The organism is Mediterraneibacter sp. HA8405, from assembly GCF_056148955.1.
On sequence record NZ_CM148758.1, the window covers coordinates 2,180,503 to 2,192,898 of the forward strand.

General features: G+C 45.4%; 12 protein-coding genes. 2 read left to right on the top strand and 10 right to left on the bottom strand.

Features of this window, described 5'->3' with window-relative positions:
• Window positions 1-66: 66 nt before the first annotated feature.
• Entirely contained in the window at window positions 67-330 is a 264-nt protein-coding gene (gene rpsT / locus AC0QUU_RS10260; protein ID WP_474542593.1) for a 30S ribosomal protein S20, read from the top strand.
• 37 nt (window positions 331-367) lie between these two features.
• Here the strand turns inward: rpsT and AC0QUU_RS10265 are convergent, their stop codons facing one another.
• The 9 genes from AC0QUU_RS10265 to AC0QUU_RS10305 all read right to left on the bottom strand — a co-directional run bounded on the left by AC0QUU_RS10265 (window position 368) and on the right by AC0QUU_RS10305 (window position 10,224).
• Window positions 368-1,756, bottom strand: coding sequence for an MATE family efflux transporter (locus AC0QUU_RS10265; protein ID WP_474542594.1), 1,389 nt, complete (start codon window positions 1,754-1,756; stop codon window positions 368-370).
• A 146-nt stretch (window positions 1,757-1,902) separates the two neighbouring features.
• Window positions 1,903-2,922 carry a ketol-acid reductoisomerase gene (gene ilvC, locus AC0QUU_RS10270; protein WP_474542596.1) on the bottom strand — a complete coding sequence of 340 codons (1,020 nt, stop codon included), beginning with the start codon at window positions 2,920-2,922 and terminating at the stop codon, window positions 1,903-1,905.
• A 129-nt stretch (window positions 2,923-3,051) separates the two neighbouring features.
• A complete protein-coding gene (ilvN, locus tag AC0QUU_RS10275; protein WP_474542598.1) occupies window positions 3,052-3,549 on the bottom strand; it encodes an acetolactate synthase small subunit in 498 nt (165 codons plus the stop codon).
• Between the two features lie 172 nt (window positions 3,550-3,721).
• Entirely contained in the window at window positions 3,722-5,554 is a 1,833-nt protein-coding gene (locus AC0QUU_RS10280) for an ABC-F family ATP-binding cassette domain-containing protein (protein ID WP_474542599.1), read from the bottom strand.
• Window positions 5,555-5,636: 82 nt separating this feature from the next.
• A complete protein-coding gene (locus AC0QUU_RS10285; protein WP_474545565.1) occupies window positions 5,637-6,974 on the bottom strand; it encodes an MATE family efflux transporter in 1,338 nt (445 codons plus the stop codon).
• Window positions 6,975-7,115: 141 nt separating this feature from the next.
• Entirely contained in the window at window positions 7,116-8,186 is a 1,071-nt protein-coding gene (locus tag AC0QUU_RS10290) for a lysylphosphatidylglycerol synthase transmembrane domain-containing protein (protein ID WP_474542600.1), read from the bottom strand.
• Complete coding sequence (locus AC0QUU_RS10295) at window positions 8,176-8,796, bottom strand: hypothetical protein (RefSeq protein WP_474542601.1); 621 nt, start codon at window positions 8,794-8,796, stop codon at window positions 8,176-8,178. Before AC0QUU_RS10295 ends, AC0QUU_RS10290 begins: the two co-directional genes overlap by 11 nt.
• Before the next feature lie 25 nt (window positions 8,797-8,821).
• Complete coding sequence (locus AC0QUU_RS10300) at window positions 8,822-9,862, bottom strand: glycosyltransferase family 2 protein (protein ID WP_474542602.1); 1,041 nt, start codon at window positions 9,860-9,862, stop codon at window positions 8,822-8,824.
• A 164-nt stretch (window positions 9,863-10,026) separates the two neighbouring features.
• Window positions 10,027-10,224, bottom strand: coding sequence for a hypothetical protein (locus AC0QUU_RS10305; protein ID WP_474542603.1), 198 nt, complete (start codon window positions 10,222-10,224; stop codon window positions 10,027-10,029).
• A gap of 310 nt (window positions 10,225-10,534) precedes the next feature.
• Between AC0QUU_RS10305 and AC0QUU_RS10310 the strand changes: the two genes are divergently transcribed.
• Window positions 10,535-11,317, top strand: a complete 783-nt coding sequence (locus AC0QUU_RS10310; RefSeq protein ID WP_474542604.1) for a hypothetical protein — start codon at window positions 10,535-10,537, stop codon at window positions 11,315-11,317.
• 52 nt (window positions 11,318-11,369) lie between these two features.
• Here AC0QUU_RS10310 and AC0QUU_RS10315 read toward each other — a convergent pair whose 3' ends face one another.
• Window positions 11,370-12,254 carry a tyrosine-type recombinase/integrase gene (locus AC0QUU_RS10315; protein WP_474542605.1) on the bottom strand — a complete coding sequence of 295 codons (885 nt, stop codon included), beginning with the start codon at window positions 12,252-12,254 and terminating at the stop codon, window positions 11,370-11,372.
• Window positions 12,255-12,396: the final 142 nt, after the last annotated feature.

A 12,396-nucleotide genomic window follows, 5' to 3' on the forward strand; every position in this document is an offset into this window, starting at 1 on the left:
GTGTCCGAATCCGCCGAAACAGGAATACACATTTGAAAATCTCATTTGAGTCTGGAGGTGTACAGATTGGCTAACATTAAATCTGCTAAAAAAAGAATTTTAGTAAACGAGACAAAAGCTGCAAGGAACAAAGCAATCCGTTCTAAAGTAAAAACTGCTGTAAAAAAAGTTGAAACAGCAGTTGCTCAGAAGGATGCTGAAACAGCTAAAAGCGCGCTTCGCGCAGCAATTGCTGAGATTTCCAAAGCTGGAACAAAGGGTGTTTACCACAAAAGAACTGTTTCCAGAAAAATCTCTCGTCTGTCAAAAGCTGTTGAATCCATTGCTTAATGAATAGAGAACAGAGATAAAAAGACGTCCGCTGCCGTCAGGCGGACGTCTTTTTTTCATATATCTGACCGGAAGATTCTTTCAGAGCCGGCCATACCGTAATAAGCATTGTCACAAAGCAGGCAGCTCCTCCGATTACATTTGACACCGGTTCAGCCATAAATACACCGTCTGTTCCCAGACTGCCTGCCATGGGAAGCAGTATAGTAAGAGGAACCACAATAATGACTTTTCTGAGCAGGGAGAAGAAGACTGCCTGCTTCGGCCGGTTCAGCGCTACAAAGGTGGACTGACCTGCGAACTGAAGCGCCATCATAAAAATACCGCAAAAATAAATTCTCATGGCCGGCACCCCATTTTTGATCATCTCGGTTCTTGACGTAAACAGATGGAGAAAAAATCTCGGTTCGAAGAACAGCACTGCCCACATAACCGCAGTAAAAATGATACATCCTGCTGTCATAAAACGAATGGAGGCTTTTACTCTCTGAAAACATCCTGCACCATAATTATAACTGATCACGGGCTGCGCTCCGGAAGTAAGTCCGGTTACAGGCATGGTTATAATCTCCCGCACAGAATTAATCACTGTCATAATTCCCACATACAGGTCTCCTCCGTACCGGGAAAGCATCGCATTGGACGCGATCTGAACCAGTCCGTTCGTCACAGACATTACGAATCCGGATGTTCCGAGAAGAACAATCTCCTTCACCCGTTTCCATTCCAGACACATTCCCTTAAGATTCAGGTGCAGAAGCGCTTTCTTTCCCGTCAGAAACTTTAATACCCAGAAAGCTGAGGCGCCCTGGGAAATTATAGTTGCAATGGCAGCTCCCCTCACGCCCATATCAAACCCGAATATCAGAACCGGATCCAGCACAATATTCAGAACAGCACCAAGAAGGACCGTAAGCATTCCCGTTTTCCCGAATCCCTGTGCATTAATAAAATTATTCATTCCCAGACTGATCATAACAAAAAGCGTTCCAAGCAGATATATTGTAATATACTGATCTGCATAGGGCCAGCTCACATCACTTGCGCCAAAAAGATACAGAAGGGGACGTTTGAAGATCAGACAGAGGATCATAAGGACTCCTCCGGATATGAGAAGAAGAACAAAGGAATTACCCATTACCTTTTCTGCCTTTTCCTCATTATGCTCACCCCTGGCAATCGAACAGAGAGGCGCCCCTCCCATACCGAACAGATTAGCAAACGCTGTGATAATCGTAATGACCGGCAGCGTCAGCCCGATTCCCGTAAGTGCCTCCGCCGATGTATGAGGCAGCCTTCCGATATAGATCCGGTCCACAATGCTGTACAGTACATTGATCAGCTGGGCCGCCGTCATGGGAAGCGCCAGATTTAAAATATTCCGTGCAATACTTCCTCTGCTGAAATCATTTGTTTCCGTCTGCAAATTCTCACTCCCTTAAAAACGCCGGACATTCTATATTCCCAGACAAATTTATACGGGTTACCACAACCCATTCAGCCATGATAACCCGCATATTCTTTATTAGAGCTGTCCGTTTTCCGATTGTCCGGTATTTCTGACTGATCTGATTAATTATTGATCAGTTTATCCTCGTCACTCCAGCTGTACAGCTTTCTGATTTCTTCTCCGACTTTCTCTGACGGGTGCTCAGCTGCCAGTTTTCTCATTGCACGGAAGTGCGCCTGGCCGCCTGCCTCTGACATATCAAGCAGGAAGTCTTTTGCGAAAGTACCATCCTGGATGTCGGAAAGGATCTTCTTCATTGTCTTCTTTGTTTCTTCTGTAATAATCTTCGGTCCTGTAATGTAATCGCCGTATTCTGCTGTGTTGGAGATAGAGTATCTCATTCCCGCGAATCCGGACTGATAGATCAGATCTACGATCAGTTTCATCTCATGGATACACTCGAAGTAAGCGTTTCTCGGATCATATCCTGCCTCAACCAGTGTCTCAAAACCTGCCTGCATCAGAGCGCAGACACCGCCGCAGAGAACTGCCTGCTCACCGAAGAGGTCTGTCTCTGTCTCTGTACGGAATGTTGTCTCCAGGATACCTGCTCTTGCCCCGCCGATGGCAAGTCCGTATGCCAGAGCTTTATCCAGAGCTTTTCCTGTATAATCCTGCTCAACGGCAACCAGACAAGGAGTACCTTTTCCTGCCTGATACTCGCTTCTTACCGTGTGACCCGGAGCCTTCGGAGCGATCATTGTAACGTCAACGTTTGCCGGCGGTACAATCTGTCCGAAATGGATGTTAAAGCCATGAGCGAACATCAGCATATTTCCTTCTTCCAGATTCGGCTCGATATCATTTTTATATAATGCAGCCTGTTTCTCATCATTGATCAGAATCATAATGATATCGGCTTTCTTTGCTGCCTCGGCAGATGTATACACTTCAAATCCCTGTGCCTCTGCTTTTGCCCAAGACCTGCTTCCTTCATAAAGCCCGATAATAACATTGCATCCGGACTCTTTTAAGTTCAGCGCATGTGCGTGTCCCTGGCTTCCATAGCCGATAATTGCGATTGTCTTTCCTTCCAGAAGGGAAAGATTACAATCTTCCTGATAATAGATTTTTGCTGCCATTTTACATTCCTCCTAAAAAATAAATATATTATGTATGAAAAACAGACGGCCTGAACAGACCAGCATCCGTTTTTTAGTGAAAGGCTTTTCCGGAAATCCGTCTGCCCGGCGCCTCTTACTAACATATTCCTACAGAAACTCTACGTCTTTGCTGCCTCTCGAAAGTCCGGTGATTCCCGTCCTTGCAAGTTCAAGAATCTCATAGTTTTTCAATAAATTCAGAAAAGCTTCCAGTTTGCTCTGAGTTCCGGTCAGTTCGATCATCAGAGAATCCTCTTCCACATCAACAATCTTCGCCCGGAATATATCTGCCACGGAAATAATTTCACCCCGCTGTGCCGCGTTTGCACGAAGCTTTACCATAATCAGCTCACGACAGACAGACTCTTCCGGCTTAAGAACCTTGATCGCCACAACGTCTTCCAGTTTTCTGACCTGTTTCTCAATCTGGGAAAGGATCAGCTCATCGCCGGAAGATACCACTGTAATTCTGGTATATCTGGGATCCGCTGTCATCCCGGCTGTAATGCTGTCAATACTGTAGCCCCGGCGGCTGAACAGGCCTGAAATACGGCTGAGTACTCCGGGATTGTTATCTACAAGCAATGAAAATACCTGCTTTCTCATCTGATTCCTCTCTTTCTCTGTCCTGCCTCTGCTGTCCGTAAGTCTCCCGGACAAATCAGGCCGGAAGCGCCGACCATAAAACAGAGTGCATTCTGTTTTCTATAATATTATCAACTGAACTCACCTTTGTCAAGCCGCTGGCCTAAAAAACTGCTGTTCTGCAAAAAAATCCCTACTGATACTGTGCCCCAATCCGTTCCGCCAGATCATTCAGATACACCCAGCGCTCCATCTTTGCATCCAGAGCCTCCTGTATTTTCGTCTGTTCTTCCATCAATTCTCTGAGTTTAACCGAATTTGTGGCATTTGCTTCCAGCTGTCGGTCAAGCTCCTCCAATCTGTCCTCCAGGGCCGCAATATCATCGTCAATTGTTTCAAATTCCCGCTGCTCCTTATAAGAAAATTTAAGTCTGGCGGGTTGATTTTGTTTCCATGCTTTTCTGGAAACTTCCTTCTCTTCGGAGACATCTTCAGATGAAACTTTTTTACCGGAACTTTTCTCCTCTTTCCCTGCAGGTTCTGTCCGCCCTGATTTTCTTTCTGTAACGGCCCGCATATAATCTGTATAACCGCCCTCATACTGGATGGCATGCCCGGCTCCGTCCAGCTCAAAAATACGGTCCGCCACATTATCCAGGAAATACCGGTCATGAGACACGGCGATCACAATGCCTGAAAAAGAATTCAGATAATCTTCCAGAATCGTAAGGGTAGGGATATCCAGATTATTGCCCGCTTCGTCGAACAGAAGCACATTGGCATTTTCCGCCAGAACTCCCAGGAGATACAGGCGTCTTTTTTCCCCGCCGGATAATTTCCCTATAGGCGCATACTGCATATCCGGGGTGAAGAGGAATCGTTCCAGAAGCGCTGAGGCGCTGATCTTTCCGTCTGTTGTTGTAATGTATTCCGCAATATCCTTTACATAATCGATTACCCGCTGACTGTCATCCATATGCTGCTCTTCCTGCGCAAAATATCCGATTTTTACGGTTTCTCCGATTTCGATCTCTCCGGAATCCGGCTGTACCAGGCCTGCAATCATTTTAAGAAGCGTGGATTTTCCACACCCGTTAGGCCCGATAATTCCCAGACGCTGATTGCGCAGCACAATATAGCTGAAATCTTCCAGAATCTTTTTATCTCCGTAACTTTTGCTTACATGATGCAGCTCTATTGTTTTCTTTCCCATACGGGTCTCTACAGAACCAAGCTCCACCGTCTGATCCTGAACCGGCGCTTTCCCGCTTTTCAGCGCTTCCAGGCGTTCCAGCCTGGCTTTCTGTTTTGTCGTCCTTGCACGGCAGCCCCTCTTTGCCCATTCCAGCTCCATCCGCAGAACACTCTGGCGCTTCCGCTCCGAAGCCTGTTCCATTTCTTCTCTGGCCGCTTTCAGTTCCAGGAACCCGGAATAAGCTGCATCATAACCGTATATTTTCCCATGGCTGATTTCCATGATCCGTGTCGTAACCCGGTCAAGAAAATACCGGTCATGGGTAACCATCAGAACGGTTCCCCGGTAAGAGCGGAGATACTCTTCCAGCCAGCTGATCATCTCTGCATCCAGGTGGTTGGTCGGCTCATCCAGAAGCAGCACATCAAAATCTCCTGCCAGAGTTCCCGCAAGCACGACTCTTCTTTTCTGTCCCCCGGAAAGCTCTTCCATTTTCTGATTCAGCTGCGTAATTCCCAGCTCCTGAAGATTGCTTTCTATCTGCCATTCTTCGCCTTCTCCGATTCCGAACGCGCAGGACCGTACATCCGCCCCTGACGGGAAAATCGGATTCTGGGGAACCCAGGCGATCTTCAGTCCGTTCTGCCGGATAATCTGCCCCTCATCCGGAGCTTCTTCTCCTGCAATCATTTTCAGCAGCGTAGACTTTCCGGTCCCGTTAATCCCTACAATTCCGATCTTGTCTCCCTGCTGAACGCCAAAGGATGCATCTGCAAAAATAATCTTCTCCCCGTACACTTTGCCGATATGTTCTATATTGATAATGTTCATAAAAAAATCTCCTTACTTCCACTCGCATCTTTCATTATTTTGAGCGGTTTGTAAGGAGATGTCAAGAAAAAACACGATCCGGTCAGTCTGTGCCGCTCCCGGATGCTTTCCGGTATACTGCAAAAGCAACAGCCGCAGTAATCAGTTCTGCCACCCAGAAAGCATTCCACACTCCGGGAGCCCCGAAAATCCGGCTCAGAACAAATGCCGCCGGAATAATAACGACAATATAACGGGACAGAGAGATAATCAGGGAAGGGGTCCCTTTTCCCATTCCTTCCAGAGCTCCGGACGAAGTTACGGAAACTGCAGAAACGATAAAGCCGGCGCTGATAATCCGAAGCGCTGTTTCTCCTGCCCGAATGGTTTCCGGATTTTCCGTAAAAAGCCCCATCAGCGGTCCCGGAACAGCCAGACAGATAACCGTACCCACAGCCATAATCGCGCCGCTCATGAGCAGAACGATATTATAGATCTGTTTCACCCGTCTGTATTCGCCCGCGCCATAGTTAAAGCCCACAAGAGGCCGCATGCCCTGAATAAACCCGTTTGCCGGCAGATACAGAAAAGTCTGCAGTTTATAGTAAATGCCCAGAACCAGAATATATACCTGGGAAAAAGAAGACAGAATTCCATTCAGAGCCGAGATCAGTATGGAAGGAAGGGCAAGATTCAAAGTAGCCGGAATCCCCACAGAATACAGACGGAAAATTATCTTTTTGTCCGGCACAAGATATTTTCGTCCGATACGTACCCTGATCGGACTGACAAAATATGTCACCAGATAAAAAAGGAGAGAACTGGCCTGACCCAGGCCTGTCGCCAGAGCCGCGCCTTCGATTCCCATTTCCGGGAAGGGCCCCAGGCCGAAAATCAGCACAGGATCCAGAACTATATTCAGAATGCAGCCGCACATCAGACTGATCATTGTAACTTTCATTCGCCCGACAGCCTGAAAGATTTTTTCAAATGCTACACCTGTAACAATGAAAAATGTAAAAACAAATACAATTACACTGTAGCGCATTCCCAGATTAATAATCTTTTCAGAGTCCGTAAAAAATCCAAGAAATTCAGGCATAATCAAAATAGAGCCTGCAGTCAGAATAATTGTATGGACAACGCCCAGAGCCAGTCCCTGTGTAGCCGCAATGTTGGCTTTTTCTTCATTTCCCGCGCCCAGATGCAGGGCAATGACCGCATTCATGCCCACACCGAAGCCGATACCGACCGCATTGATAAAATTCTGTACCGGATAAACCATGGAAAGTGCCGTCATAGCGTCCTCACTGATCTTTGCCACAAAAAAACTGTCCACAATATTGTACAGAGAATTTACCAGCATGGAAATGACCATAGGCAGCGCCATGGACAAAATCAGCGGCAATACCGGTTTCTCCTTCATAAAGTTTTCACTCATTGCTTCATTTTTCACCCGAATGACCTCCTGCAGCCGCAGATCTTCCTTTTCTTCCTTGTAAAACAAAAAGCGCCGCACAGCCGTCAAAACGACTGTGTGGCGAAAAGATGACAAAAGTCCGGAAAAATCCACAGCAAAAGTTTATCTTGCGGTATTATACGGTTGTTTCTGCAGATTGTCAACAGGCCGGGCCCTTCTCCTGTCAAAAACAAACCGGTTTACAAGCACTACAGCCAGGCTGAGAACAAGAAGAAAATAGAAATTAATTCCCCTGCTTACCAGCATGGACGGGATCAGGTAAGCGCCGGCAAAAACATGGGCAAACACGGTCTGGTACATCAGTTCTGTTATGCCCTGGGCGCCGGGAAGCGGCAGCATATCTACAGCAATATATACGGAAGCCTGAAGGAGAATTACCTTCAGGGCACTGGAACCGGTCTGCCCGAACCCCAGATATACCATATAAGTCAGCACAAATACACTGCAGCGTTGTAAAAATGTAAGAACGACTACCCCGCCCAGCTTTCCTTTGTGCCTGCCCAGCCATCCTACGGCCTGCTGATAATTTCCAATAAATCCATCGATTTTTTCCAGTCTCTTCTCCGATGGTTTCCATATATGCATACGGATCAGAATCTTTTCAAAAAACAGAGCAATTCTTCGTATGATTTCAGGAAAAATCATTACCCCAAGAATAAGAATAACCAAAATTACATTCAGCATCAGGCCCAGAATAAACAGAGGAAAATAATGGTTCAGCTCCTCTGTCAGAGGTCTGTACCAGAATATAAGAATTCCCGCCCCCATAATTACAAGAACAAATTTATATACAACTGCGACTGTCATAAGTACAACTGTACTGTCAGAGACTCTGTTCCCGTCTTTATTCATATAATACAGCTGCACCGGCTGTCCTCCTGTAGCAGAAGGCGTAATTCCCGAATAGAAAAAACCGATAAAGGAATACTGAATACATCTCCATACCTGGTTTTTCTTTTCCCCCATAGCATTCAGCAGATACCAGATCATAAGGCCTTCCGCACACACAAAAAATACTGCCAGCAGCACGGCAGGAATCAGATACAAAGGAGACATTCTTCCGACTGCGCGGGCTATCTCTTCCAGATCCCTTCCGCTGAACAGCGCATAAAAAGTCAGCAGCATTACTGCCAGGAATATTGCAATCTGAATCACTTTTTTCTTACCGCTCATAGGATCCACCTCTTGGCAGGATACCGGCAAATGCCGGACGTATAAACTGCAGTGCCGGAACTCTTTCAGCCTCCAGCCTCTGATCCCACTCTACCAGTTCCTTAAGCGAGCCTTCAAATATGATCTGCTTTTCCTTATACTCATAAAAATCTTTCGGCGTAATAAGGGAAAAATGCCGGTTCCATCTGCACACCCCCGCCTCTTCCAGAAGTCTGGCAATATAAGAAGAACAGGTAAAATGATTCTTCTGATAAAAGGGTCTGCCAAGAAGAATAAAAGGCAGTCCGATCACAGCATAATGGTAACGGAACCTTGTCTTCATGGCCTTTCTCAGTTCCTGCTCAATATACTCTTTCTGCCGGGCCGTACATGTCATGCTGCATACCATATAATCCGCCCCGGGGAAAGCTTTAAGTATTTTCTTCTTATCCTCCTTCTCAAATCCTGCAATAAGCGGTATGGAAGGATGTCTTCTTCCGATGCTGTAAGTTTCCCTGAGATATGGATCCAGAGACAGCGCTACATGAATATATTTCTGATGGATCACCCGGCGTATAATTCCGGCAAAAAAACCCGGCGTATCCACAAATGCAATGTAAATCTCAGCCATTTTTTCCTCCTGTATTCTCCTGTCTTTACTGAAACTGATAGATTTTTCTTGCAAACCGATAACCACCGATGGTCAGTCTGCCGCCCAGCCTGCCGGGCAGATATGTCAGTCCGCTGAGCGTGGAATACCGGAGCCGGTAATAAAGTCTCTTATCGTGCTGCCGGATATTTTTCCACATTTCTTTTCTTTTGCTTCTGGCTTCATCTGTCTGAATCAGCAACAGATGAATCGATGAAATCGACAGCATGATCGAAATATTTCTCGTCATATATGATGCCAGTTTCGGATATACTTTTCTGACTTTTTTCAGATCCACACAGCGGGCCACCATTTCTGTCACACGGATCTGCTGATCAATCCGCTTCATCAGCACCTTTTCATTCACCGACTGATCCTCTCTTCCGAGATAATAGTGATACAGATCAATATCCATGTAATAAAGATTATCCGCATACGGCAGCGGCTGGTATGAAAAGAGATTATCTACATAAAATGTGTGCTCCGGGAGCTTAACATTGGATTTCCGCAGTACCTCGGTCCGAAATATCAGAGAATGCATGATCAGATACTGCGACGGCTTAAATCTTCCGATCGAATTCCAGGTACACATCTTTTCATCCGGAAAAACATTTCTGTAATCCATAACTCTGCTGGAGCCTTCGTCCAGATGATCATATACATAGTTACATATGAACAGATCCGGTATGTTCTCTGCGAACTCATATCTTCCTCCGCCGCAAAGCTCCCGGATTCGAAACAAAAGTTTCTGACATGCTTCCGGATCCAGCCAGTCATCAGAATCCACAACTTTAAAATACAGGCCTTCTGCCATTTCCAGACCCTTGTTGACTCCGGAACCATGGCCTCCATTTTCTTTATGAACAGTTTTTACAATATCAGGAAACCTGTTCTGGTATTCATCTGCAATTTCTCCCGTTCCGTCTGTGGAACCGTCATCGATCAGGATAATCTCTGCATCTTTTCCAAAACACAGCAGAGAATCCACGCATCGCCTCATATAACTCTCAGAATTATAACACGGCACAGTAAAAGTCAGATATTTCATATGTACTGCCCTCTTCTATTCCTTTTTGCATCTTAAATTCTATTTGTGTCTATTTTAAACACATGATCTTAAGATAATAGAAAAGGAATTCTTAAGAAAATAAAAAGATTTTTAAAACAATGTTAAAAAGATTTACATCAAACTGCTGCTTATTTCCCGGGTATTCATTTCCCTATTCTGTTCATAACTCTGTCAGCGGCGGACCAGACCCCGGAAATCACAAACATGATACAGCCCACGGGAATAATGAATAACACGGCTGCCGCAAGCAGTATCCAGCCCAGCGCCCTTCCTGTTCTGGTTTTTCTTCTGTTCCGTTTTTCTGCAAAATCCTCTTCCTTCTCCGTCAAAATTGTATTCATAGCTTTCAGCCTCCTGATTCTGTCTGTGCCAATCTTTTATCTGCTGTTTTATTTTAACAGAACCGGAGAAAAACTTACCATTTCATGCGCTTACAAATCCCCCTGTCCTTCTTACACTTTTGTAAGGCAATACTGACTGTGTCTGAATTCACGCTGCCCTCTCTGTCTGTTTCCGCACAATACAGCTGCAGTCTGTGAGAAATCTATAATAATCTTCTTAATTTTTCGTGACAGGGGTTGAGAATTTCACAAAAACAGTATACCATAAAAAAGATTTTTTAAAAATGATGAAAGAAAGCGAGGGATTTCCATGGATTCAAAAAAGGATTTCTCTGACATATTTGATGAAAATTTCGAAGTAACATACGATGGAGACCCGGATATTTCCTCTGATTTTCCCAAAAATCCCGGCCGGGCCGGCTATTCCGGACAACAACCTTCAGACGGAGAATTTCCTGTGGAAGATTATGAAAGCATCTATGACAGCGGGGGAAGAAATTATAATGCAGGTTACGGTCCCGAATATAGTGATGACGATTATAATTCCGGCTCCGGCAGAAAAAAATTCAGAAAAAGGCGAAGCGGGGTGCATCTGGCCGCTCCGATCCAGAAAGGCGGGCGGACACTTTCCCGGATCTCCGGCATCATAATCCGTCAGCTGACTCTGATCCTGATCCTGGCAGTCAGTATTTATGTAACCTATACTTTCTGGAGAGCAAGCGTACCCTACGGCGACATATCGGAGTCCATCCGGCAGAAATCATTTTCGCAGACTCTGCTGGCTTATCTTACCGTTGTTGCAATTTTCCTGCTCTTTGAAATCATTTCCTTTTTCTGGGCTATGACAAGAGTCCGGGTAAGGGATGCCGGAGGCATCTGGAAGGAAGATACCGGAAGAGGACTTACTTCTTTTATTATTGTATTTGTCACTTCCTATCTTGCCTTCCTGTTCAATCGGTTTGTGCCTTCTTCTCCGGATATTCTGTACGGGCTGAAAGGTGCACTGCTTGTGTACGGTTCTATGCACAATGCCCTGATGGGACTTTGCGCCGCCGGATTCGTTTCCTGTCTGGTACGAAAGTATCTGGCATAACAGTATTTTCTGTAAGAGATGTCATTGCTGTAAATAGAATCCGGCCAGCTCATTATGGCTTTTCAATCCGGACTTTTACAAGGGCGTTGGCCTGCTTTCGCAGATTATCTCTATAGCCTGCGCCTTTGTACCGCCGGATCTGCTGCTGTGTTGTTCCCATCTGTGCAGCAGTCTGACCAGAGGACGCTCCATATGCGAACAGATTAAATGCACAGCTGTTGCGGACCGCTTCTGCACTGTAAGCCGGAATTCCTGCCAGTCTACAGTATTTTTTCATCATCCGGCTGATATACATAGTATTCAGTCTCCGTCCGCTCCGGTTATAAAAAAGGCTGGGATGCTCTTCTCGCTGATCCATATATTCTTTCAGTATTTCCCATACATCTTCCGGTATGAAACATGATTCTTCCCGTCCGGAAAGTATTACATAAACATCTGATCCCTGCAATATGAAGTCATCCGGGCCGTTCAGCCCGGAAATCTCCGTAGATGACAATCCCGCACGGTACATAAGAGACAAAATCGCATAACACATAAGATTCTCTGATGCCGCCGAAAGCAATGCATCCATATGTTCTACAGGAATAGATTTTGCCAGTCTGTCTTCCTTTTTCAAATGCTTCAGATATGGATAAAAATAATCTTCACCGGATGCATACCCCTCTTCCGTCAGAAAACTGGCAAAAGAATGAAGTTCCCTGAATTTTTTCGTCAAAGTCAGAGGACTGATCTTTCCTTCTTCGACTTTCTTTCCCATCATCCGATAATACCGTTCCACATCTTTTCTGCCGGCCGTGTCAAACTGTTTGCCGGTAAAACGGCAGAACTCCGTAATATCCGACCAATAGGAAGCTTCTGTTACAGAACTCTTAAAATGATTTCGAAATAAATTCCATATTTTGATATTGACAAAATCCTGTTCATCGTTTTGGCTCATCTTCCGGCCTCCTCCTGCTTGTACGAATTCCCTTTTAAAATGTTATTTGTATTATTCATACTATAACATTTAATAATAATTAAATCAATAAAACAGCCGGAACAAAAGCGGTTTTCTTCTGTTCCGGCTGAAGTTATTATTA

Excerpts from the sequence above, each read along its gene's own strand:
- ilvN (WP_474542598.1), bottom strand. The coding sequence starts at position 3,549 with ATGAGAAAGCAGGTATTTTCATTGCTTGTAGATAACAATCCCGGAGTA.
- AC0QUU_RS10315 (WP_474542605.1), bottom strand. The coding sequence starts at position 12,254 with ATGAGCCAAAACGATGAACAGGATTTTGTCAATATCAAAATATGGAAT.
- AC0QUU_RS10305 (WP_474542603.1), bottom strand. The coding sequence starts at position 10,224 with ATGAATACAATTTTGACGGAGAAGGAAGAGGATTTTGCAGAAAAACGG.
- ilvC (WP_474542596.1), bottom strand. The coding sequence starts at position 2,922 with ATGGCAGCAAAAATCTATTATCAGGAAGATTGTAATCTTTCCCTTCTG.
- AC0QUU_RS10285 (WP_474545565.1), bottom strand. The coding sequence starts at position 6,974 with ATGAGTGAAAACTTTATGAAGGAGAAACCGGTATTGCCGCTGATTTTG.
- AC0QUU_RS10295 (WP_474542601.1), bottom strand. The coding sequence starts at position 8,796 with ATGGCTGAGATTTACATTGCATTTGTGGATACGCCGGGTTTTTTTGCC.
- AC0QUU_RS10300 (WP_474542602.1), bottom strand. The coding sequence starts at position 9,862 with ATGAAATATCTGACTTTTACTGTGCCGTGTTATAATTCTGAGAGTTAT.
- AC0QUU_RS10290 (WP_474542600.1), bottom strand. The coding sequence starts at position 8,186 with ATGAGCGGTAAGAAAAAAGTGATTCAGATTGCAATATTCCTGGCAGTA.
- AC0QUU_RS10310 (WP_474542604.1), top strand. The coding sequence starts at position 10,535 with ATGGATTCAAAAAAGGATTTCTCTGACATATTTGATGAAAATTTCGAA.
- AC0QUU_RS10280 (WP_474542599.1), bottom strand. The coding sequence starts at position 5,554 with ATGAACATTATCAATATAGAACATATCGGCAAAGTGTACGGGGAGAAG.